General features: G+C 52.4%; 16 protein-coding genes. 11 read left to right on the top strand and 5 right to left on the bottom strand.

Going from position 1 to position 23,210, the window contains the following annotated elements; genetic code table 11:
- Positions 1-45 precede the first annotated feature (45 nt).
- The 3 genes from ycaR (at position 46) to OGY17_RS15965 (ending at position 2,030) form a co-directional block, all read left to right on the top strand.
- Entirely contained in the window at positions 46-228 is a 183-nt protein-coding gene (gene ycaR, locus OGY17_RS15975) for a protein YcaR (RefSeq protein WP_003035793.1), read from the top strand.
- On the top strand, positions 225-971 hold the full coding sequence (kdsB, locus tag OGY17_RS15970) for a 3-deoxy-manno-octulosonate cytidylyltransferase (RefSeq protein WP_003831932.1): 747 nt from the start codon (positions 225-227) through the stop codon (positions 969-971). The genes ycaR and kdsB overlap by 4 nt, the downstream gene beginning before the upstream one ends.
- Positions 972-1,136: 165 nt before the next feature.
- A complete protein-coding gene (locus OGY17_RS15965; protein WP_003831934.1) occupies positions 1,137-2,030 on the top strand; it encodes a YcbJ family phosphotransferase in 894 nt (297 codons plus the stop codon).
- A gap of 93 nt (positions 2,031-2,123) precedes the next feature.
- Here the strand turns inward: OGY17_RS15965 and elyC are convergent, their stop codons facing one another.
- Positions 2,124-2,888: an envelope biogenesis factor ElyC gene (gene elyC, locus OGY17_RS15960; RefSeq protein WP_003836882.1), complete on the bottom strand. Its 765-nt coding sequence runs from the start codon at positions 2,886-2,888 to the stop codon at positions 2,124-2,126.
- A gap of 135 nt (positions 2,889-3,023) precedes the next feature.
- Between elyC and cmoM the strand changes: the two genes are divergently transcribed.
- From cmoM to OGY17_RS15925, 7 genes are all read left to right on the top strand, one after another.
- Positions 3,024-3,827, top strand: coding sequence for a tRNA uridine 5-oxyacetic acid(34) methyltransferase CmoM (cmoM, locus tag OGY17_RS15955; RefSeq protein ID WP_003035803.1), 804 nt, complete (start codon positions 3,024-3,026; stop codon positions 3,825-3,827).
- The gene (mukF, locus tag OGY17_RS15950; RefSeq protein ID WP_003831939.1) at positions 3,820-5,142 is read left to right on the top strand and encodes a chromosome partition protein MukF; all 1,323 of its coding nucleotides are present in this window, start codon (positions 3,820-3,822) and stop codon (positions 5,140-5,142) included. Before cmoM ends, mukF begins: the two co-directional genes overlap by 8 nt.
- Positions 5,123-5,827, top strand: a complete 705-nt coding sequence (mukE, locus tag OGY17_RS15945; protein ID WP_003035809.1) for a chromosome partition protein MukE — start codon at positions 5,123-5,125, stop codon at positions 5,825-5,827. The genes mukF and mukE overlap by 20 nt, the downstream gene beginning before the upstream one ends.
- Complete coding sequence (gene mukB / locus OGY17_RS15940; RefSeq protein ID WP_153753419.1) at positions 5,827-10,287, top strand: chromosome partition protein MukB; 4,461 nt, start codon at positions 5,827-5,829, stop codon at positions 10,285-10,287. The genes mukE and mukB overlap by 1 nt, the downstream gene beginning before the upstream one ends.
- A gap of 987 nt (positions 10,288-11,274) precedes the next feature.
- Positions 11,275-13,026 carry a L,D-transpeptidase gene (gene ldtD, locus OGY17_RS15935; protein ID WP_032941806.1) on the top strand — a complete coding sequence of 584 codons (1,752 nt, stop codon included), beginning with the start codon at positions 11,275-11,277 and terminating at the stop codon, positions 13,024-13,026.
- 177 nt (positions 13,027-13,203) lie between these two features.
- A complete protein-coding gene (gene mepK / locus OGY17_RS15930) occupies positions 13,204-13,752 on the top strand; it encodes a peptidoglycan L,D-endopeptidase MepK (protein WP_003831948.1) in 549 nt (182 codons plus the stop codon).
- A 28-nt stretch (positions 13,753-13,780) separates the two neighbouring features.
- Positions 13,781-14,428, top strand: a complete 648-nt coding sequence (locus OGY17_RS15925; RefSeq protein ID WP_003831949.1) for an MBL fold metallo-hydrolase — start codon at positions 13,781-13,783, stop codon at positions 14,426-14,428.
- Positions 14,429-14,481: 53 nt separating this feature from the next.
- Here the strand turns inward: OGY17_RS15925 and aspC are convergent, their stop codons facing one another.
- The 4 genes from aspC to pncB form a co-directional block, all read right to left on the bottom strand.
- A complete protein-coding gene (gene aspC, locus OGY17_RS15920; RefSeq protein WP_032942893.1) occupies positions 14,482-15,672 on the bottom strand; it encodes an aspartate transaminase in 1,191 nt (396 codons plus the stop codon).
- A 183-nt stretch (positions 15,673-15,855) separates the two neighbouring features.
- Positions 15,856-16,929, bottom strand: a complete 1,074-nt coding sequence (gene ompF / locus OGY17_RS15915; protein ID WP_032942894.1) for a porin OmpF — start codon at positions 16,927-16,929, stop codon at positions 15,856-15,858.
- A 600-nt stretch (positions 16,930-17,529) separates the two neighbouring features.
- On the bottom strand, positions 17,530-18,930 hold the full coding sequence (gene asnS, locus OGY17_RS15910) for an asparagine--tRNA ligase (RefSeq protein ID WP_020996514.1): 1,401 nt from the start codon (positions 18,928-18,930) through the stop codon (positions 17,530-17,532).
- A 166-nt stretch (positions 18,931-19,096) separates the two neighbouring features.
- Positions 19,097-20,299 carry a nicotinate phosphoribosyltransferase gene (gene pncB, locus OGY17_RS15905; protein WP_286587863.1) on the bottom strand — a complete coding sequence of 401 codons (1,203 nt, stop codon included), beginning with the start codon at positions 20,297-20,299 and terminating at the stop codon, positions 19,097-19,099.
- Positions 20,300-20,565: 266 nt separating this feature from the next.
- Between pncB and pepN the strand changes: the two genes are divergently transcribed.
- Entirely contained in the window at positions 20,566-23,178 is a 2,613-nt protein-coding gene (gene pepN / locus OGY17_RS15900; protein WP_286580977.1) for an aminopeptidase N, read from the top strand.
- Positions 23,179-23,210 lie beyond the last annotated feature (32 nt).

Genomic DNA, 23,210 nt, shown 5'->3' with positions numbered 1-23,210 from the left:
ATGTTAATATTTACGGATTCACAATCCGGTCCATCTGGAGGAACTATGGATCATCGTCTGCTTGAAATCATTGCCTGCCCGGTATGCAATGGCAAACTCTGGTTTAACCAGGAAAAACAGGAACTGATTTGTAAACTGGATAACCTTGCTTTCCCACTGCGTGATGGCATTCCCGTGTTACTGGAAACCGAAGCCCGCGTTCTGACTGCTGATGAGAGTAAATCATGAGTTTTGTGGTCATTATTCCTGCGCGCTATGCGTCCACACGTCTGCCTGGTAAGCCGTTGCTGGATATCAACGGTAAACCGATGATCGTGCATGTACTGGAGCGTGCGCGTGAATCTGGCGCTGAACGTATCATCGTTGCCACCGATCACGAGGATGTCGCTCGCGCGGTAGAAGCGGTGGGTGGCGAAGTGTGCATGACTCGCGCCGATCACCAGTCTGGTACGGAGCGCCTGGCGGAAGTCGTCGAGAAATGTGGTTTTAGCGATGATACCGTTATTGTGAACGTACAGGGTGATGAGCCGATGATTCCTGCGGTCATTATTCGCCAGGTGGCTGAGAATCTGGCGCAACGTCAGGTCGGTATGGCGACTCTTGCGGCTCCGATTCACAGTGCGGAAGAGGCATTTAATCCGAATGCGGTAAAAGTCGTGTTGGATGCTGAAGGATATGCTCTCTATTTTTCACGCGCGACCATCCCATGGGATCGAGATCGTTTCGCCAAAAGTCTGGAAACGGTGGGGGACACCTTCCTGCGCCATCTGGGCATTTACGGCTATCGCGCCGGTTTTATTCGCCGCTATGTTAACTGGCAGCCTAGCCCGCTTGAGCATATCGAAATGCTGGAGCAGCTGCGAGTGCTGTGGTACGGCGAAAAAATTCACGTTGCCGTCGCAAAAGAAGTCCCGGGTACCGGCGTAGACACAGCCGAAGATCTTGAGCGCGTTCGCGCCGAAATGCATTAGTTTTTCTCACGGCACTCCCCCCATATTGAGGCGTATTTTTGGGAGGAGTGTCGTATCGTTGCGCTTTCCCTCCACTTTTCTTTTCATCAATTGATCTCATCCGGGTGACATCTGTCTGCACGACGCTCATTATGAAAGCAGTAGCATTTATGAGGGCAATCTGAAATGGAACAGTTGCGTGCCGAACTCAGCCACCTGCTGGGCGAAAAACTCAGTCGCATAGAATGCGTGAATGAAAAAGTGGATACGGCCCTGTGGTCACTGTACGACAGCCAGGGAAATCCGATGCCGCTGATGGCGAGAAGCTTCACCACGCCAGGTATGGCGCAGCAGCTGGCATGGAAAACCTCCATGTTGGCGCGCAGTGGTACGGTGCGAATGCCCGTCATTTACGGGGTCTTAACCCACGAAGAGCATCCCGGTCCCGATGTGCTACTGCTTGAGCGTTTACGTGGCGTGCCGGTGGAAGCGCCAGCCCGAACGCCCGAACGCTGGGAACATTTAAAAGATCAGATCGTAGAAGGTCTGCTGTCATGGCATCGGCAGGATAGCCGTGGCTGCGTGGGAATGGTGGATAACACGCAAGAGAATATCTGGCCATCCTGGTATCGTCAGCGTGTTGAAGTGTTGTGGACCACTTTAAATCAGTTCAACAATACCGGGCTGACGATGCAGGATAAGCGGATCCTGTTTCGTACCCGTGAGTGTTTGCCCGCTTTATTTGAAGGATTCAATGATAACTGCGTGCTGATCCACGGTAATTTTAGTTTACGTAGCATGCTCAAAGACGCCCGTAGCGATCAGCTTCTGGCGATGGTCGGACCGGGTTTGATGCTGTGGGCGCCCAGAGAGTATGAATTGTTCCGTTTAATGGATAATGCACTGGCGGAAAGTCTGCTTTGGCAATACCTGCAACGCGCGCCCGTGGCGGAGTCCTTCATCTGGCGGCGCTGGCTGTATGTGTTATGGGATGAGGTGGCGCAACTGGTCAACACCGGACGTTTTAATCGATCTAACTTTGACCTGGCCACGAAATCACTGCTGCCGTGGCTCGCCTGATGAACATGTGAACGCCTTATCCGGCCTACAATTCTGCGCTGAACACGTAGGCCTGATAAGACGCGTTAGTGTCGCTATCAGGCAACATTCCTGTCAATGTTCCGATCCCTTTAGCCACTGCCAGATTCGCCCCAACGTTTCGTAACCAACACGATCGCTATGCATCAACCAGACGGGAGAGGGGATCGCGCGCTCCCACGGATTAAGCGGTGAGTCAATCGCTAACTGGTTGGCTGGCGCGGGCAACGGATGTAGTCCGGCCTGTTGGAAGAAAATCATTGCTCGCGGTAAGTGCGATGCGGAGGTCACCAGCAGGAACGGCGCGCTGCCGATGGCCTGCTTAACCGCTGCGGCTTCTTCTTCGGTGTCTTTAGGTTTATCCAGCGTGATGATATCACCGGGCGGCACACCCAGTGACTGCGCTACGCGGGCTCCCGCTTCTGCAGTACTGACGTTATTGCTCTTTGCCGCAGCGCCGGTAAAGATAAGCTTCGATCCCGGGTTAGCACGCCAAAGGCGAATACCTTCATTCAGACGCGGAAGACTGTTGCTGATCAGGTTTGAACTCGGCGCCCACTGTGGATTCCAGGTATACCCTCCGCCCAGCACCACAATGTATTCCACTTTTTGTGTATCCTGCCAGGTTGGATAGCTATCCTCAATCGGTTTCAGCAGACTGTCGGCGACGGGCTGCAAGCTTAGAAGTAACAGTGCCAGCCAACTCAGGCTAATGCACACTTTCCCTGTTTTTTGAAAGCGGCTAAACCAGAGCAGCGCCAGGCCTATGCCCATGATAATGAGCATTAGCGGAAGTGGCAGCATCATACCGCCAATCACTTTCTTCAGCGTAAAAAGCATCCTTTTTGGTTCCTTTTTTAACCATACAGCAGGGGATCAGCAGGGATATTACACCAGGAAGGTTCATTCTCGGCGTGGGTGTGACAAAATAGCGGTTTTACTTAGTCACCCTAAAGCCAGCATGTGGAGAGCCCGATGCGGGATCGCAATTTTGATGACATTGCAGAGAAGTTTTCCCGTAACATTTACGGCACCACCAAAGGTCAGCTTCGTCAGACGATCCTCTGGCAGGATCTGGACAAACTTCTTGCCGACTACGCGGGCCAAACGTTGCGTGTGCTTGATGCGGGTGGCGGAGAAGGGCAGACAGCCATTCTGATGGCGCAGCGGGGCCATCACGTCACCTTGTGCGATCTTTCTGCTGAGATGGTGGCGCGAGCGCAACGGGCGGCAGAAGAGCAAGGTGTGAGCGACAACATGCATTTTATACATTGTGCCGCTCAGGACATCCCACAGCATTTGGATTCTCAGGTTGATCTGATATTGTTTCATGCTGTGCTGGAATGGGTGGCCGATCCGCAAGCCGTCTTAAAAACATTGTGGTCGATGTTACGCCCGGGCGGTGCTTTATCGCTGATGTTCTACAATGCAAACGGTCTGTTGATGCGTAATGTGTTGGTCGGTAATTTCGGCTATGTACAGCAGGGAATGTATAAAAAGAAACGGCGCACGTTGTCTCCCGATTTTCCGCGCGACCCTCAGCAGGTCTATGGCTGGCTGGAGGAGATTGGCTGGGAGATAACCGGTAAAACGGGCGTGAGGGTGTTTCATGATTATCTGCGTGATAAACAAAAACAGCATGACTGTTTTGATGCTTTAACAGAAATAGAAACACGTTATTGCCGCCAGGAACCGTATATCAGCCTTGGGCGCTATATTCATGTCACCGCGATTAAACGTCCGGCCCGAGCCGCAGATGCAAGGATAACCTATGAGTGAATTTTCCCAGACAGTCCCCGAACTGGTTGCCTGGGCCAGAAAAAATGACTTCTCCATCTCTCTGCCGGTAGACAGACTTTCGTTCCTGCTGGCTGTTGCCACACTAAACGGTGAGCGACTTGACGGTGAGATGAGTGAAGGTGAACTGGTGGATGCGTTCCGCCATGTGAGTGATGCGTTTGAGCAAACCAGCGAAACCATCGGCGTCCGCGCCAACAACGCGATCAACGATATGGTGCGTCAACGTCTGCTGAACCGCTTTACCAGCGAGCAGGCTGAAGGCAACGCCATTTACCGTTTAACGCCGCTCGGGATTGGCATCACAGATTACTATATTCGTCAGCGCGAATTCTCTACGCTGCGTCTTTCTATGCAGCTGTCAATTGTGGCAGGCGAACTGAAGCGCGCGGCTGATGCGGCAGCGGAAGGTGGTGATGAGTTCCACTGGCATCGCAACGTCTATGCGCCATTGAAATACTCGGTGGCGGAGATTTTCGACAGTATCGATCTGACCCAGCGCATCATGGATGAACAGCAGCAGCAGGTAAAAGACGACATCGCACAGTTGCTAAACAAAGACTGGCGGGCGGCGATTTCCAGCTGTGAAATGCTGCTGTCTGAAACATCTGGTACGCTGCGTGAGCTGCAAGATACGCTGGAAGCGGCAGGGGATAAGCTGCAGGCTAACCTGTTACGCATCCAGGACGCCACGATGACGCATGACGATTTGCATTTTGTCGATCGGCTGGTGTTTGATTTACAAAGCAAGCTCGACCGCATTATTAGCTGGGGCCAGCAGTCAATTGACTTGTGGATTGGCTACGATCGTCACGTGCATAAATTTATCCGTACCGCGATCGACATGGATAAAAACCGCGTCTTCGCCCAGCGTCTGCGCCAGTCCGTGCAGACCTACTTTGACGACCCATGGGCGCTGACCTATGCCAACGCCGATCGTCTGCTGGATATGCGTGACGAGGAGATGGTGCTGCGTGACGAAGAGGTCACCGGTGAACTTCCGGAAGACCTGGAATATGAAGAATTTAACGAGATCCGTGAGCAGCTGGCGGCGATCATCGAAGAACAGCTGGCTATCTACAAATCCAGACAAACACCACTGGATCTCGGCTTGGTAGTGCGCGAGTATCTGGCGCAATACCCACGTGCGCGTCATTTCGACGTCGCGCGTATTGTTATCGATCAGGCGGTACGCCTTGGCGTAGCGCAAGCAGACTTCACCGGACTGCCAGCCAAATGGCAGCCGATTAATGATTACGGAGCCAAGGTACAGGCGCATGTCATTGACAAATATTGAACAAGTGATGCCGGTAAAGCTGGCGCAGGCGCTGGCGAATCCGTTATTTCCGGCACTGGATAGTGCCTTACGTTCGGGCCGCCATATCGGTCTGGATGAACTGGATAATCATGCCTTCCTGATGGATTTTCAGGAATATTTTGAAGAGTTTTACAGCCGCTATAACGTGGAATTGATCCGTGCGCCGGAAGGGTTCTTCTACCTTCGTCCGCGTTCAACGACGCTCATTCCGCGTTCGGTCCTGTCTGAACTGGACATGATGGTGGGTAAAATTCTTTGCTATCTCTATCTCAGCCCGGAACGCCTGGCGAACGAAGGGATTTTTACCCAGCAAGAGCTGTACGACGAGCTGCTAACGCTGGCAGATGAAGCGAAGTTACTGAAGCTGGTGAACAACCGTTCAACCGGTTCTGACGTTGACCGCCAGAAGCTACAGGAAAAAGTGCGTTCTTCGCTCAACCGCTTGCGCCGCTTAGGCATGGTGTGGTTTCTGGGCCACGACAGCAGCAAATTCCGTATTACGGAATCTGTCTTCCGCTTTGGTGCGGATGTGCGTAGCGGTGACGATCCGCGTGAAGCACAGCGTCGCTTAATTCGTGATGGTGAAGCGATGGCGGTCGAGAACCGTCTGCAGCTCAACGATGAGCCCGAAGAGAATCAGCCGGACAGTGGAGAAGAAGAATAATGATTGAACGCGGTAAATTTCGCTCACTTACGCTGATTAACTGGAATGGTTTTTTTGCCCGTACGTTTGATCTCGATGAGCTGGTCACCACGCTGTCCGGTGGTAACGGTGCGGGTAAATCCACCACCATGGCGGCATTTGTTACGGCGCTTATTCCGGACTTAACCCTGCTGCATTTCCGTAACACCACCGAAGCCGGTGCAACCAGCGGTTCACGTGATAAAGGCCTGCACGGTAAGCTGAAAGCAGGGGTTTGTTATTCAATGCTCGACGTCCTCAACTCGCGTCATCAGCGCGTGGTCGTGGGGGTGCGTCTGCAACAGGTTGCTGGTCGCGATCGCAAAGTGGATATCAAACCGTTTGCCATTCAGGGGCTGCCGATGTCGGTACAGCCAACCCAACTGGTGACGGAAACGCTGAACGAACGCCAGGCGCGCGTACTGTCTCTACCTGAGCTGAAAGAGAAGCTTGATGAGATGGAAGGCGTGCAGTTTAAGCAGTTCAACTCAATAACCGATTATCACTCATTGATGTTCGATCTGGGCATCATTGCCCGTCGTCTGCGCTCTGCGTCCGATCGTAGTAAATTCTACCGTCTGATTGAAGCCTCGCTGTACGGCGGTATCTCCAGCGCCATTACGCGTTCACTGCGTGACTACCTGCTGCCGGAAAACAGCGGCGTACGTAAAGCGTTCCAGGATATGGAAGCCGCGCTGCGTGAAAACCGTATGACGCTGGAAGCGATTCGCGTAACCCAGTCTGACCGCGATCTGTTTAAGCATTTAATCAGTGAAGCGACCAACTATGTGGCCGCAGATTATATGCGCCACGCCAATGAACGTCGCATCCATCTGGATAAAGCACTGGAATATCGTCGTGAACTGTATACCTCTCGCAAGCAGCTGGCGGCAGAGCAGTACAAACACGTGGATATGGCGCGTGAACTGGGTGAACACAACGGTGCGGAAGGCGATCTGGAAGCTGATTACCAGGCCGCGAGCGATCACCTGAATCTGGTGCAAACCGCGCTGCGTCAGCAGGAAAAAATTGAACGCTACGAGGCGGATCTCGAAGAATTGCAGGTCCGTCTTGAAGAACAAAACGAGGTGGTCGCGGAAGCCGTTGACCGCCAGGATGAAAACGAAGCCCGCGCAGAAGCCGCTGAGCTGGAAGTGGATGAGCTGAAAAGCCAGCTTGCCGATTACCAGCAAGCGCTGGACGTCCAGCAAACGCGAGCCATCCAGTATACTCAGGCGATCCAGGCCCTAAACCGGGCGAAAGAACTCTGCCACTTACCGGACCTGACAGCCGACAGCGCCGCCGAATGGCTGGAGACTTTCCAGGCCAAAGAGCAGGAAGCCACTGAAAAACTGCTGACGCTTGAACAAAAAATGAGCGTGGCGCAAACCGCGCATAGCCAGTTCGAACAGGCTTATCAGCTGGTGGCGGCTATCAACGGCCCGCTGGCGCGCGGTGAAGCCTGGAGCGTGGCGCGTGAACTGCTGCGCGAAGGCGTGGAGCAGCGCCACCTGGCGGAACAGGTTCAGCCGTTGCGTATGCGACTGAGCGAACTGGAGCAGCGTCTGCGCGAACAGCAGGATGCCGAGCGTCTGCTGGCCGAATTCTGCAAGCGTCAGGGTAAACAGTTCGATATCGATGAGCTGGAAGCGCTGCACCAGGAGCTGGAAGCGCGCATCGCCGCCTTGTCGGACAGCGTCTCGTCTGCCAGCGAACAGCGTATGACGCTGCGTCAGGAGCAGGAACAACTACAATCCCGTATTCAGCATTTGATGAAGCGGGCACCTGTCTGGCTGGCTGCGCAAAATAGCCTGAATCAGCTTAGCGAGCAGTGTGGCGAAGAGTTTACCTCCAGCCAGGAAGTGACTGAGTATCTGCAACAATTGCTGGAGCGCGAGCGTGAGGCCATTGTTGAGCGTGATGAAGTCGGTGCACGTAAAAATGCAGTTGATGAAGAGATTGAACGTTTAAGTCAACCGGGCGGGGCGGAAGATCAGCGTCTGAACGCGCTGGCGGAACGCTTTGGCGGCGTACTGCTGTCAGAAATTTATGATGACGTTAGCCTTGAAGATGCACCGTACTTCTCTGCGCTATACGGTCCTTCGCGTCATGCCATTGTGGTACCGGATCTGTCGCTGATTACCGAACAGCTTGAAGGGCTGACGGATTGCCCGGAAGATCTCTATTTCATCGAAGGGGATCCGCAGTCGTTTGATGACAGCGTCTTCAGCGTTGATGAACTGGAAAATGCGGTGGTGGTGAAAACTGCCGAGCGTCAGTGGCGTTATTCTCGCTTCCCGACGGTGCCTATTTTTGGGCGTGCAGCACGTGAAAGCCGTATCGAAACCCTGCATGCCGAGCGTGAAGGGCTGTCTGAACGTTTCGCCACGCTCTCCTTTGACGTCCAGAAAACCCAACGTCTGCATCAGGCGTTCAGTCGCTTTATCGGCAGCCATCTGTCGGTGGCGTTTGAAGCCGATCCAGAAGCGGAAATTCGCCAACTGAATAGCCGTCGCGTTGAACTGGAACGTGCGCTGACCAATCATGAAAATGATAACCAGCAAAGCCGTATGCAGTTTGAACAGGCGAAAGATGGCGTCTCTGCGCTGAACCGCCTGCTGCCGCGCTTGAATCTGCTGGCAGATGATACGCTAGCCGATCGCGTAGACGAAATTCGCGAGCGTCTGGATGAAGCTCAGGAAGCCGCGCGTTTTGTACAGCAACATGGCAATCAGTTGGCGAAACTGGAACCTATCGTTTCGGTTCTGCAAAATGACCCTGAGCAGTTTGAACAGCTGAAGGAAGACTATGCGTATTCCCAGCAGATGCAGCGCGATGCGCGTCAGCAGGCTTTTGCGCTGACCGAAGTCGTACAGCGTCGGGCGCACTTTAGTTATTCCGACTCAGCCGAAATGCTGAGCGGCAATAGCGATCTGAACGAAAAATTGCGTGAACGCCTGGAACAGGCGGAAGCCGAACGTACCCGCGCTCGTGAAGCGCTGCGCAGCCACGCCGCACAGTTAAGCCAGTACAACCAGGTCATGGCATCGCTGAAAAGCTCTTTTGACACCAAAAAAGAGCTGCTGAACGATTTACAACGTGAACTGCAGGATATTGGCGTTCGTGCGGACAGCGGTGCCGAAGAGCGCGCGCGTATTCGCCGTGACGAACTGCATGCGCAGCTCAGCAACAACCGTGCACGCCGCAACCAACTTGAGAAAGCACTGACCTTCTGCGAAGCGGAGATGGAAAACCTGACCCGCAGACTGCGCAAGCTGGAACGTGATTATCATGAAATGCGCGAGCAGGTAGTCACCGCCAAAGCCGGCTGGTGTGCAGTCATGCGGATGGTGAAAGATAACGGTGTGGAACGTCGTCTGCACCGCCGCGAGTTGGCCTATCTTTCCGGTGACGAACTGCGTTCGATGTCGGATAAGGCGCTCGGTGCGCTACGTCTGGCGGTTGCGGATAACGAGCACCTGCGCGATGTGTTGCGTCTGTCTGAAGATCCAAAACGTCCAGAGCGCAAAATTCAGTTCTTCGTCGCGGTTTACCAGCATCTGCGTGAACGTATTCGCCAGGATATTATTCGTACCGATGATCCGGTTGAAGCCATTGAACAGATGGAGATTGAGCTGAGCCGTCTGACGGAAGAGTTAACCTCACGCGAACAGAAGTTGGCGATCAGCTCACGCAGCGTGGCGAACATTATTCGTAAGACCATTCAGCGTGAACAGAACCGTATTCGCATGCTGAACCAGGGGTTGCAAAGCGTGTCGTTTGGCCAGGTCAACAGCGTTCGCCTGAACGTCAATGTGCGTGAAACACATGCTACCTTGCTGGACGTACTTTCAGAGCAGCATGAACAGCATCAGGATTTGTTTAACAGCAATCGCCTGACCTTCTCAGAAGCGCTGGCGAAGCTGTATCAGCGTCTGAATCCGCAGATAGACATGGGGCAACGCACGCCACAAACCATTGGTGAAGAGCTGCTGGATTATCGTAACTATCTGGAAATGGAAGTTGAGGTTAACCGTGGCTCTGACGGCTGGCTGCGTGCTGAGTCTGGTGCGTTGTCAACGGGTGAAGCGATCGGGACCGGGATGTCTATTCTGGTGATGGTGGTGCAAAGCTGGGAAGATGAAGGCCGCAGATTGCGCGGGAAAGATATCTCTCCTTGCCGCCTGCTGTTCCTTGATGAAGCTGCACGACTCGATGCGCGTTCTATTGCGACCTTGTTTGAGCTGTGTGAGCGTTTGCAGATGCAGCTGATTATCGCTGCGCCGGAAAACATCAGCCCAGAGAAAGGCACCACCTACAAACTGGTGCGTAAAGTCTTCCAGAACACCGAACACGTTCACGTGGTGGGGTTGCGCGGATTTGCGCCTCAGTTACCGGAACCGCTGCCGGGGACTGAAGATGCCTCCTCGCAGGCAAGCTAAGTAATAAGTAAAAAGGCGGCTACATGGCTAATGCTCATCAGTTAAGCATGTATGATGAACATGTGATTCTTGCTCAGGGTTCCGTTCACCTCAGTGGTGTCATTTCTCTGAAGCGCAGATACCTGTGAACGTGCAAGGGAGGCTCACCGCCACCTCCCTTGCAACCCAGGCTCCCGGCGGGAAAATCGTCGCTGCGCGAGTTATTCGTCTTATGCCGTCTGCCTGTCGGGTCGGGGCCGAGCCTGCATCCATGCAGGCCATCCCCTCTGCCCGCATCCCTGCGGGCAGTCCCGGGCAGACGTCAACGCCTCATCGATTTTCAGCCGGACAGGGGTCATCGCTTCAATGCCCTGACTTTCAGTAAAAGCTGTTTTGCTGTTTAAACAAAAACGCAGATGGTCAGGTGTGGGCTGGTCCGGCTGAAAATTGCCGACGTGTTTCCGTAAGGCCGGGAGAGCCAGCATGGATGCTGGCTCAGGGCGCGCTTTGCAGGGACGCTTCCTCGCGCCCGGCCCGGTAGCCAGGAGGAATAAGCGGAGGGTATTGCGTAGCAACAATTTTCCCGCCGGGAGCCGGGATTGTAAAGGGCGTGGCGGAGAACGCCCTTTACACGTTCACGGGAATCCGTGTTTCAGAGAAACAATGAGCATGAGGTGAACGGAACTCTATTTCCGAGATAGCATGTTCTTTACCTCCGCCAGTTTACTGAAACTGAGGCGCTAACTGACTGGCATTACGGCTACATGGCCGCCTTATCTTTTTCCGAAAAGACTTCATGCCTGGTGTAATTTCTTTAGACTTCTTTACATTAGGTTAGGCAAAAAGTTTTTGATGTTTATATACTAAAGGTGAGCCTAACGCGTCACAGGCTTGCTCGTCATACTTCAGTTTGTATCGGCGTTTTACAGGTCCGACCCTCGTCAGAATAAAGGGGAATACAGACGGCCTGGCTATTCAGAGTATGATAAAGAAAACAGGGGGCAAGGGATGTTGCTTAATAAAATGTGTGGTCGTCGGCTGTCGGCAATCAGTTTGTGCCTGGCCGTAACATTCGCTCCACTGTTCAATGCTCAGGCCGATGAGCCTGAAATGATCCCTGGCGATAGCTCTGCGACCGTCAGTGAACAGCCAACAGCGTTATCGCAGCCGCAGGTTCAATCTTCTGCGACGGCTATCATGGCGGGTATTCAACCGCTGCCAGAAGGCGTGTCTGTCGATAAAGCCCGCGCCGAAATACACTCTCAACTGCCAGCAGGTTATACGCCGGTTTACATGAGCCAGCTGGAACTGCTGTATGCCGCACGCGAAATGAAGCCGATGTGGGAAAATCGTGATGCGGTAAAGGCATTTCAGCAACAGTTAGCCGAGGTCGCAATTGCCGGCTTTCAGCCGCAGTTCACTACCTGGGTTGCACTTCTGACTGACCCGGCAGTAACCGGTCAGGCGAGAGACATCGTGCTCTCTGATGCGATGATGGGGTATCTGCACTTTATCGCTAACATCCCTGTCAAAGGTAATCGCTGGCTTTACAGCGATAAGCCCTATGCGCTAACGACGCCGCCGATTTCCGTCATCAACCAGTGGCAGGTCGCACTGGATAACGGTCAACTGACTTCATTTGTGGCCAGCCTTGCGCCTCAACATCCGCAGTATGCAGCCATGCATGAATCACTGCTCAAGCTGGTGGGCGATACACGTCCCTGGCCGCAGCTCACCAGTACAGCAACGCTGCGTCCGGGGGAGTGGAGTAATGACATCCCCGCGCTGCGTGAAATTTTGCGCCGAACCGGGATGCTGGAGCCTGCCGTCAGTACGTCTGGCAAAGAAGGTCGTGGCACCTACGATCGTGAATTGGTTGATGCGGTAAAGCGCTTTCAGACGTGGCAGGGACTTGGCGCAGATGGCGCGATTGGCCCAGCCACACGTGACTGGCTGAACGTGACGCCTGCTCAGCGTGCGGGCGTGCTGGCGTTAAATATTCAGCGCTTGCGCCTGCTGCCGAGTGAGCTGTCTACCGGTATCATGGTGAACATTCCTGCCTATTCGCTGGTTTATTATCAGAATGGCAATCAGGTGCTGGCCTCGCGCGTTATTGTCGGGCGTCCCGATCGTAAAACGCCGATGATGAGCAGTGCGCTGAATAACGTGGTCGTTAACCCACCGTGGAACGTGCCGCCAACGCTGGCCCGAAAAGATATCCTGCCTAAGGTCTGGAATGATCCGGGGTATCTTGAGCGTCACGGTTATACCGTGATGCGCGGCTGGAACAGCAAAGAAACGATAGATCCGTGGCAGGTAGACTGGGCTACCATCACTGCCTCCAATCTGCCGTTCCGCTTCCAGCAGGCTCCGGGAGCGCGTAACTCGCTCGGACGCTATAAATTCAACATGCCGAGTTCGGACGCTATTTATCTGCACGACACGCCGAACCACAATCTGTTCCAGAAGGATACGCGGGCATTAAGCTCCGGCTGCGTGCGGGTGAATAAGGCCTCTGAGCTGGCAAATATGCTGCTACAGGATGCGGGCTGGAATGATACGCGCATCTCGGATGCCCTGAAGCAAGGGGATACGCGGTACGTGAATATTCGTCAGAATATCCCGGTCAACCTCTACTATCTGACCGCATTTGTCGGCCCTGATGGGCGCACGCAGTATCGTACAGATATTTACAATTACGATCTGACAGCGCGATCCAGCGCACAAATTGTGTCAAAAGCCGAGCAATTAATCAGATAAATGAAGCAGTTCGAGGAAAATGATTGTCGTAAGTTATGCTGGAAACGGGGCAAAATGGCTGTGAGCCCCGTATTTCCTGGGGTTGGGAGCCTTGACGTGGACTACTTAGCCAGATAAGGTTTCCCGCGTGCGCTAGAGCATACATACGATAACATTGACCTTGTAGACCTTAATACCATGGACAAATTTGACGCTAATCGCCGCAAACTGCTGGCGCTTGGTGGTATTGCCCTCGGCGCTGCCATCTTGCCTACGCCTGCGTTTGCAACACTCTCTACCCCACGTCCGCGTATATTGACTCTGAATAACCTGCATACCGGTGAGTCAATAAAAGCAGAGTTTTTTGATGGCAGGGGCTATATTCAGGACGAATTAGCAAAACTTAACCACTTTTTCCGTGATTTTCGGGCCAATAAAGTGAAATCCATTGACCCGGGACTGTTTGATCAACTCTTCCGTCTGCAGGGCCTGCTGGGCACGCGTAAACCCGTACAGCTGATTTCAGGCTATCGCTCTATCGATACCAATAATGAACTCCGTGCACGTAGCCGTGGTGTGGCCAAGAAAAGCTACCACACTAAAGGTCAGGCCATGGATTTCCATATTGAAGGCATCGCATTAAGTAATATTCGCAAAGCTGCGTTATCTATGCGCGCAGGTGGTGTAGGATACTACCCCAGCAGTAACTTTGTGCATATTGACACCGGCCCTGCACGGCACTGGTGATCCATAAGCTTAATGAAACAGGAGCTGTATGAACTATCGTATTATTCCGGTCACTGCATTCGCCCAGAACTGCTCGCTAATCTGGTGTGAGCAGACTCGTCTGGCCGCGCTGGTCGATCCCGGCGGCGATGCCGAGAAAATCAAACAGGAAGTGGATGCCAGCGGTCTGACGCTTATGCAGATCCTGCTTACCCATGGTCATCTTGATCACGTAGGCGCGGCGGCTGAACTGGCACAGCATTATGGTGTACCGGTTATTGGCCCGGAAAAAGAAGATGAGTTCTGGTTACAGGGACTCCCTGCTCAGAGCCGCATGTTTGGCCTGGGAGATTGTGAGCCGCTGACGCCCGATCGCTGGTTGAATGAAGGTGACAGGATAAGCGTTGGCAACGTGACGTTACAGGTTCTGCATTGTCCGGGTCATACACCGGGACATGTGGTCTTCTTTGATGAGCAATCAAAGTTACTGATTTCTGGTGACGTGATTTTCAAAGGTGGCGTAGGGCGCAGCGATTTCCCGCGCGGTGATCACAGCCAACTGATCGATTCGATTAAACGTAAACTATTGCCGTTAGGCGATGACGTAACGTTTATTCCGGGGCACGGCCCACTTTCTACGCTGGGTAACGAACGGCTACATAACCCGTTCCTGCAAGATGAAATGCCTGTCTGGTAATTCGTTTAATAAATAAAAAGGCCGCATTTGCGGCCTTTTTTGTGCGCGATAGATTACAGTACTGCGACAATCGCTTCGCACAGTGGCGCCATGTTATCTGGCGTCATTCCTGCCACGTTTACGCGTCCGGAAGCGACAGCGTAGACACCAAACTCTTCACGCAGACGCAGAACCTGCTCTTTGGTCAGGCCGCTAAACGAGAACATGCCGTTCTGTTTGATGATAAAGCTGAAGTCGCGGTTTGCACCTTTCTCTTGCAACGTATTCACAAACAGTAAACGCATGCGCTGAATGCGCTGGCGCATATCAGTCAGTTCTTGTTCCCAGATGGCACGCAGCGCGTCGTTGCTCAGAATCGTGGCCACTACGGATGCACCGTGTGCTGGTGGGTTGGAATAGTTAGCGCGAATGGCTGATTTCATTTGGCTGAACGCACGGTCAACGGTTTCAGCATCGGCAGCAACCAGCGTACAGGCGCCTACACGCTCATTGTACAGTCCAAAGTTCTTGGAGTAGGAGCTGGCAACGATCAGCTCTTTGTGCAGAGCCGCAAATGCGCGCAGACCTTCTGCATCTTCTTCCAGGCCACGGGCAAAGCCCTGGTATGCGAAGTCGAACAGCGGTAACCAACCTTTTTCGACAGACATCTGCGCCAGCGTTTGCCACTGTTCCAGCGTAGGATCGATGCCGGTAGGGTTATGGCAGCAGCCGTGGAATAGCACCACGTCGCCAGCCTGCGCTTCGCTGAGGCTTGCCAGCAGCGCATCAAAATCTAACGAGTGGTTTGCTGCATCGTAATAGTTGTATTCACAAACTTCCAGGCCTGCAGAGTTAAAAACGCTCTTATGGTTCGGCCAGCTTGGATTGCTCACCCATACGCGTTTAGCCGACGTATTTTTTGCCAGGAAATCAGCTGCCACACGCAGTGCACCAGTGCCGCCAGGGGTCTGTGCGGTACGTGCACGCTTATCGTTGATCAGCGAACTTTCTTTACCAAACAGTAATTCCTGAGTGCAGCGACCAAACTCTGGAATACCGTCAATGCTAAGGTAATTTTTGGTGGTTTCATTTTCCAGTATATATTGCTCGGCTTTTTTAACGCTGGTCAGCACCGGCGTTTTGCCTGTCTCATCTTTATATACACCGATCCCGAGGTTTATTTTTCCAGGGCGGTCATCGGCACGAAACAAATCAGCCAGACCCAAAATGGGGTCGGCAGGAGCGGCGGTAATGTTCTCAAACATGACGAGGTTCCATAGTGATTACAGAAGGGAAGTCCGCTATCAGGTTAACGGTAGATTTACAAAATGCCAACCGTTACTGACGAAAAGCTGAGGTGTTTTTTTAAGACGCAAGAATTCGCTAGCAGATATAAAAAAACAGGACCGAAGTCCTGTTTTATAGGCATTTAACAAAGAGGTCTGCTATTAGAACTGGTAAACGATACCGACTGCTACGGTGTCGTCAGAGCCTACGCCCAGTTTGTTGTCAGAATCGATCTGGTTGATGATGTAATCAACATAGGTGGACATGTTTTTGTTGAAGTAGTAAGTCGCACCCACTTCGAAGTAGTTCACCAGATCTACGTCACCGATACCTTCAATGTCCTTACCTTTAGATTTGGTATAGGCGAGGGACGGACGCAGGCCGAAGTCGAACTGGTACTGAGCAACCAACAGTACGTCTTCAGTTTTGTTAGCATAACCGTTAGAGATACGGGTAGCGTTACGGGTTTCGCTGTAGTTCGCCGCCAGGTAGATGTTGTTCGCATCGTATTTCACACCAGCAGCCCACTGCTCAGCTTTTGCACCGCGACCATAGGTCAGCGTTTCTTGCGCGTTGGTACGGTCAGCTGCGCCGTAAGCACCCACGATACCGAAGCCATCCATTTCGTAGCTTACTGAGCCGCCAACACCATCACCGTTAGAGCGACGCGCGTCATCACGCTCATTTTTGCCCAGGTACTGAACGGCGAAGTTCAGGCCTTCAACCATGCCGAAGAAGTTAGAGTTACGGTAGGTTGCGAGACCGCCGTTACGCTGGGAGAAGAACTGGTCAGAAGCAGCGGTATCACCACCGAATTCTGGCAGCATATCGGTGTAACCCAGTGCATCGTATACGACGCCGTAGTTACGACCGTAGTCGAAGGAGCCCGCGTCGCCGAATTTCAGACCGGCAAATGCCAGACGAGTTTTGTTACCGTTCTGAGCGTCACTACCACCTTCGGAGTTATTGCCGCTGAACTGGTATTCCCACTGGCCGTAACCGGTCAGTTGGTCGTTAATCTGAGTTTCCCCTTTGAAACCAAGACGGGCGTATGTCTGATCGCCGTTAGCAGCGTAGGCATTTTCACCGTTGTGCTTGGAAAAATAGTGCAGACCAACGGCTTTACCGTATACGTCTACTTTGTTGCCATCTTTGTTATAAACTTCTGCAGCGTTAGCTGCCCCGGCTACCAGCAGAGCAGGGATAACCACTGCCAGAATATTGCGCTTCATCATTATTTATTACCCTCATCGGTTTTTATATGACACCTGCCACTGCCGCCAATAAATTCCGTCAATCAAAATTTACGGAACTATTGATGAGAGTTTGGTGTCTTTATGTGTCTGACAGGCATCTTTCCATTCAAACTACCGTTTCGCTACCGTCAAAGTGCTACAAATATAAAGATTTAGTTTCAAGAAGAAAAAATGTGTAACAAGATGTTATTTTTGTGCAACTTTGTGAACAGCGTCAAACTTCGAATGCCCCTGCGCTTAAAATTCTCGTTTTTATTTCTATTTATATGATTTTCTTATGTTTAATTTTGCTAAGGTCATTTTTTATCCGTTATGCCGGAAAGTTCGGATTTTACAGGTAACGATTTTTGGACGTCTGGAATGCCGTGCGAGAGGTTAAAAAATGTACTATTTAATCAGAAAATGCTAATCCACAATAAAATTGCTGATTATTTTTTGTGCAAATGTGTTGCAATGAAATATTACGTAACAGGTGGAGGGGATTGAAAGGTTGTGTTTAACGTGAGATGGGTATCCAGATAGCACTAAAAGGGTATAAAAAAGGCCAGCAATGCTGGCCTTTGAAACAATAACGCACGTTTAGAAGGTGGCGTTACGTGGAGTACGCGGGAACGGAATAACATCACGGACGTTCTGTACGCCGGTGACGTAAGCGATCAGACGCTCGAAGCCCAATCCGAAGCCGGAATGCGGAACGGTACCGTAGCGACGCAGGTCGCGATACCACCAGTAATCCTCTTTGTTCAGACCCATTTCCAGCATACGGGCATCCAGCACGTCCAGGCGCTCTTCACGCTGAGAACCACCGATGATTTCACCGATTCCCGGGGCCAGTACGTCCATTGCAGCAACGGTTTTACCGTCTTCGTTAAGGCGCATATAAAACGCTTTGATATCTTTCGGGTAGTTTTTCACTACCACCGGCGCTTTAAAGTGCTCTTCAGCAAGGTAACGTTCATGCTCAGAAGACAGATCCACACCCCAGTAAACAGGGTTTTCGAACTGTTTACCGCATTTTTCCAGAATGCTTACCGCGTCGGTGTAATCCACCTGTGCGAAGTCAGCGTCAATGAAACGTTCCAGGCGTGAAATCGCGTCCTTGTCGACACGTTCAGCGAAGAATTTCATATCATCCGCACGCTCTGCCAGTACGGCTTTAAACGCGTACTTCAGCATCGCTTCAGCCAGGCCTGCAACATCATTCAGGTCAGCAAAAGCCACTTCTGGTTCCAGCATCCAGAACTCTGCCAGGTGACGACTGGTGTTAGAGTTTTCTGCACGGAACGTCGGGCCAAAAGTATAAATTTTAGACAGGGCGCAGGCGTAGGTTTCACCGTTCAGCTGACCGGAAACGGTCAGGAAGGCCTCTTTACCAAAGAAGTCTTTGTCGAAATCGACTTTGCCCTGATCGTTACGCGGCAGGTTTTCCAGATCCAGCGTAGAAACACGGAACATTTCACCGGCACCTTCCGTATCGGAAGCGGTGATCAACGGAGTCGATACCCAAAAGAAACCCTGCTCGTGGAAGAAACGATGCAGAGCCTGCGCCAGCGTATGACGTACACGCGCTACCGCACCAATCATGTTGGTACGCGGACGCATGTGCGCCACTTCACGCAGATACTCAATGCTGTGACGCTTAGCTGCCATTGGGTAAGTGTCAGGATCTTCAACCCAGCCCGTTACTTCAACCTCAGTGGCCTGAATTTCAAAGCTCTGTCCTTGTCCAGGAGATGCAACGACTTTACCCGTTACGATAACTGAACAACCCGTCGTCAGGCGCAGTACGTCCTGATTGTAATTGGGCAGAGAATTATTGATGACGGCCTGTACAGGATCAAAGCAGGAACCGTCATAAACGGCGAGGAAGGAGATGCCAGCTTTTGAATCTCGGCGGGTACGCACCCATCCGCGCACGGTGACTTCGCTGTCAACGGCTACGCGGCCCTGGAGTACGTCGGCTACAGGCACAACGCTCATAATATTCTCTCTGTTAATAGTCGGATATATAAACACATGTCCACCCGTAATGGGGGGATACCTATGTTACCTGGCATCTGCAATCAGACAAGCAGAATTCGTAGCTGGAGTGAAAGATTTCGGAAATAAACGCGAAAAAGGGAGCCAAAATGGCTCCCTGGAAGGCTTAACTGGCTTTTTTGATATGCGGGAGATCGAAGGCTTTGCGCAGTGCACGAACAAATGCTTTATCGTGGCAGATGGTTTTACCCGGGCTGTCAGATAACTTCGCCACCGGTTTGCCGTTACATTCCACCAGCTTGATCACAATATTGAGTGGCTTAACCTGCGGAATGTCGCATGTTAGCCGTGTCCCAATACCAAAACTCAACTGTACACGGGAAGAGAAGTGGCGGTAGAGTTCAATCGCTTTTTTCAGATCGAGATTATCTGAGAAGACCAGCGTTTTGCTTAGCGGATCAATACCCAGTTTTTCATAATGGGCGATGGCTTTTTCACCCCATTCCACCGGATCGCCTGAGTCATGGCGTAACCCTTGGTAGCGGGTAGCGAACTCAAAGCCAAAGTCGCGTAAAAATGCGTCCATGGTGATGCAATCGGTCAATGCAATGCCGAGTTGATCAGGGTATTCATTTAACCAGGCTGCCAGGGCTACGCGCTGGCTGGTGGCAAGTTCTGGACTGATTTGCTGATGAGCCTGGAACCACTCATGCGCCTGCGTACCCATTGGGGTTAATGACAGGCGGCGGGCCAGATCGTAGTTACTGGTGCCGACAAACCAGGGCTCTTGCTGCAGGCGTTTAACGATAGCCTGCTGTACTTCGCGCGAAAAACGACGGCGCGTACCGAAATCCATCAGATGGAAGCGGGACATATCGACATCTTTCGTTAAAGCAGAGAATTCTACTAGTTTGCTTTCCAGCTCATCGAGTGCCTGCGGGACGCCTGATTCGGGCGAACGGTAACGGTGCACCAGTTCACTGATAACCGCCAACAGCGGAACTTCCCACATGATTACTTCACGCCACGGACCGGTTAAGCGGATGTTCAGCTTGCCGTTATCATTGGTGACGTGAACCTGTTCCGGGTTATAGCGGAAATCACGTAACCAGGTGAGGTAATCAGCTTTAAAGAATGGCAGGCCGGAGAGCCACTGGTACTCATCCTCCTGCAGTCGCAGGTGCTGCATAGCATTCACCTGCTCACGAATAGAATCGGCATAAATACCGAGCAGGTCATCGCCACGGCAACGAAATTCAGCCGCTACTTGTACATCATAGTAGTGGTGAAAAACGGCTTGCTGCATATGCAACTTATAAGCGTCTGTATCCAGCAGCGAGTGCAGAACAGGAGAAGCGAATTGTGTCATAGGTGCGCAGTAGCATCCTCTCACGGGAGCGTTTAGTACAATAAACAACTAAGAAAACCGCTGGAGTATACCCTGTTTAGCGATTTATTGAACCCCGATCACACCATAAGCTCTCTTTCTGGTCGAGGGCAATTCGTGCCACGTGTTATGAAAATGTAGCAAAAAGGGTGTTTGTGCCTGAAAAGATGAACATTCTGCGTAGCGCGATTTACGCAACAGGAATAGACTGAAGCCGAGACTCTATTAAAGATGCTAAAGGTTTTTTTATGACACAACAGCCACAAGCCAAATACCGTCACGACTATCGTGCGCCGGATTACCAGATTACTGATATTGACTTGACCTTTGACCTGGATGCTGAAAAAACCGTGGTCACCGCAGTGAGCCAGGCTGTCCGTCATGGCGCGTCTGATGTGCCCCTGCGCCTGAATGGCGAAGATCTGACCCTGGTGTCGATCCACGTGAACGACGAGCCGTGGACAGAGTATAAAGAAGAAGAGGGCACTCTGGTCATTAGTCAGTTGCCGGAGCGTTTTACGCTGCGTATCGTGAATGAAATTAGCCCGGCGGCCAATACTGCGCTGGAAGGGCTGTACCAGTCTGGCGAAGCGCTGTGCACCCAGTGTGAAGCAGAAGGGTTCCGCCATATTACCTGGTATCTCGACAGACCCGATGTTCTGGCGCGTTTTACCACCAAAATTATCGCCGATAAAACCCAATTTCCGTTCCTGCTCTCCAACGGTAACCGTGTGGCGCAGGGCGAACTGGAAAATGGTCGTCACTGGGTACAGTGGCAGGACCCGTTCCCGAAACCGTGCTATCTGTTTGCGTTGGTAGCCGGTGATTTCGACGTTCTGCGCGATACCTTTATCACCCGTTCCGGGCGTGAAGTGGCGCTGGAACTGTACGTCGATCGCGGCAACCTTGACCGCGCGCCGTGGGCGATGACCTCGCTGAAAAACTCCATGAAATGGGATGAAGAGCGCTTTGGCCTCGAGTATGACCTCGACATCTATATGATTGTCGCCGTGGATTTCTTCAACATGGGCGCGATGGAGAATAAAGGTCTGAACATCTTTAACTCCAAATATGTGCTGGCACGTACCGATACCGCCACCGACAAAGACTACCTCGATATTGAGCGCGTTATCGGTCATGAGTATTTTCACAACTGGACCGGCAACCGTGTGACCTGCCGTGACTGGTTCCAGTTGAGCCTGAAAGAAGGCTTAACCGTGTTCCGCGATCAAGAGTTCAGTTCCGATCTTGGCTCACGCGCGGTAAACCGCATCAGCAATGTGCGCACCATGCGTGGTCTGCAGTTTGCTGAAGATGCCAGCCCGATGGCGCATCCTATCCGTCCGGATATGGTCATTGAAATGAACAACTTCTATACCCTGACCGTGTACGAAAAGGGCGCTGAAGTCATTCGTATGATCCACACCCTGCTCGGTGAGGCTAACTTCCAGAAAGGGATGCAACTTTACTTTGAGCGTCATGACGGCAGTGCTGCAACCTGTGATGATTTCGTGCAGGCGATGGAAGATGCTTCTAACGTTGATCTCTCCCATTTCCGCCGCTGGTACAGTCAGTCCGGTACGCCGATTCTGACCGTGCGTGATGACTACAATCCGTCAACTGAGCAGTACACGCTGACGATCAGCCAGCGCACGCCGGCCACGCCGGATCAGGCCGAAAAACAGCCGCTGCATATTCCTTTCGCCCTCGAGTTGTATGACAACGAAGGGAAAGTGATCCCGCTACAAAAAGGCGGGCACCCGGTGAATTCTGTACTCAACGTCACCCAGGCAGAGCAGACGTTTGTCTTTGATAACGTCTACTTCCAGCCGGTTCCGGCGCTGCTGTGCGAATTCTCCGCGCCGGTAAAACTGGAATACAAATGGAGCGATCAGCAGCTGACCTTCCTGATGCGTCATGCGCGTAACGATTTCTCTCGTTGGGACGCGGCGCAAAGCCTGCTGGCGACCTATATTAAGCTTAACGTTGCCCGTCATCAGCAGGGACAACCGCTGTCGCTGCCGGTACACGTGGCTGATGCATTCCGCGCAATTTTACTGGATGAGAAAATCGATCCGGCGCTGGCGGCAGAGATCCTGACGCTGCCTTCAGTAAATGAAATAGCCGAACTGTTCGACATCATCGATCCGGTGGCGATAACCGAAGTACGCGAAGCGTTAACCCGCACGCTGGCGGCCGAGCTGGCAGATGAATTCCTCGCCATCTATAACGCTAATCATCTTGATGAGTACCGCGTTGAGCATGCCGATATTGGCAAGCGTACGCTGCGTAACGCCTGCCTGCGTTTCCTGGCCTTTGGCGAAACCCATCTGGCTGACACGCTGGTAAGCAAGCAGTATCGTGAAGCGAACAATATGACCGATGCGCTGGCGGCGCTATCCGCGGCAGTGGCGGCGCAGCTACCTTGTCGCGACGCGCTAATGCAGGAGTATGACGATAAGTGGCACCATGACGGTCTGGTGATGGACAAATGGTTTATCCTGCAATCCACCAGCCCGGCGAAAAACGTGCTGGAAACGGTACGCGGCCTGCTGAAGCATCGCTCTTTCAGTATGAGTAACCCGAACCGAATTCGTTCGCTGATCGGTGCTTTTGCAGGTAGCAACCCGGCGGCATTCCATGCGGAAGATGGTAGTGGATATCAGTTCCTGGTCGACATGTTGACTGAGCTTAATAGTCGTAACCCGCAGGTGGCGTCACGTCTGATTGAGCCGCTGATTCGCTTAAAACGTTATGATGCAAAACGTCAGGCGAAAATGCGTGCGGCGCTGGAACAGCTGAAAGGTCTGGAGAATCTCTCCGGCGATCTGTTCGAGAAGATTGACAAAGCGTTAGCCTGAAACGTTGACCTGTAGTTTAGTAGGCCGGATAA

It is taken from the genome of Citrobacter sp. Cpo126 (genome assembly GCF_030332445.1).
Lineage (GTDB): Bacteria > Pseudomonadota > Gammaproteobacteria > Enterobacterales > Enterobacteriaceae > Citrobacter > Citrobacter portucalensis.
Note: the sequence above shows the minus strand (reverse complement) of the source record. Positions and strands in the feature narration are given on the sequence as shown.

Bases quoted from the DNA above. Each gene is read 5' to 3' on its own strand.
- ycaR (WP_003035793.1), top strand. From the start codon at position 46: ATGGATCATCGTCTGCTTGAAATCATTGCCTGCCCGGTATGCAATGGC.
- kdsB (WP_003831932.1), top strand. From the start codon at position 225: ATGAGTTTTGTGGTCATTATTCCTGCGCGCTATGCGTCCACACGTCTG.
- OGY17_RS15965 (WP_003831934.1), top strand. From the start codon at position 1,137: ATGGAACAGTTGCGTGCCGAACTCAGCCACCTGCTGGGCGAAAAACTC.
- elyC (WP_003836882.1), bottom strand. From the start codon at position 2,888: ATGCTTTTTACGCTGAAGAAAGTGATTGGCGGTATGATGCTGCCACTT.
- cmoM (WP_003035803.1), top strand. From the start codon at position 3,024: ATGCGGGATCGCAATTTTGATGACATTGCAGAGAAGTTTTCCCGTAAC.
- mukF (WP_003831939.1), top strand. From the start codon at position 3,820: ATGAGTGAATTTTCCCAGACAGTCCCCGAACTGGTTGCCTGGGCCAGA.
- mukE (WP_003035809.1), top strand. From the start codon at position 5,123: ATGTCATTGACAAATATTGAACAAGTGATGCCGGTAAAGCTGGCGCAG.
- mukB (WP_153753419.1), top strand. From the start codon at position 5,827: ATGATTGAACGCGGTAAATTTCGCTCACTTACGCTGATTAACTGGAAT.
- ldtD (WP_032941806.1), top strand. From the start codon at position 11,275: ATGTTGCTTAATAAAATGTGTGGTCGTCGGCTGTCGGCAATCAGTTTG.
- mepK (WP_003831948.1), top strand. From the start codon at position 13,204: ATGGACAAATTTGACGCTAATCGCCGCAAACTGCTGGCGCTTGGTGGT.
- OGY17_RS15925 (WP_003831949.1), top strand. From the start codon at position 13,781: ATGAACTATCGTATTATTCCGGTCACTGCATTCGCCCAGAACTGCTCG.
- aspC (WP_032942893.1), bottom strand. From the start codon at position 15,672: ATGTTTGAGAACATTACCGCCGCTCCTGCCGACCCCATTTTGGGTCTG.
- ompF (WP_032942894.1), bottom strand. From the start codon at position 16,929: ATGATGAAGCGCAATATTCTGGCAGTGGTTATCCCTGCTCTGCTGGTA.
- asnS (WP_020996514.1), bottom strand. From the start codon at position 18,930: ATGAGCGTTGTGCCTGTAGCCGACGTACTCCAGGGCCGCGTAGCCGTT.
- pncB (WP_286587863.1), bottom strand. From the start codon at position 20,299: ATGACACAATTCGCTTCTCCTGTTCTGCACTCGCTGCTGGATACAGAC.
- pepN (WP_286580977.1), top strand. From the start codon at position 20,566: ATGACACAACAGCCACAAGCCAAATACCGTCACGACTATCGTGCGCCG.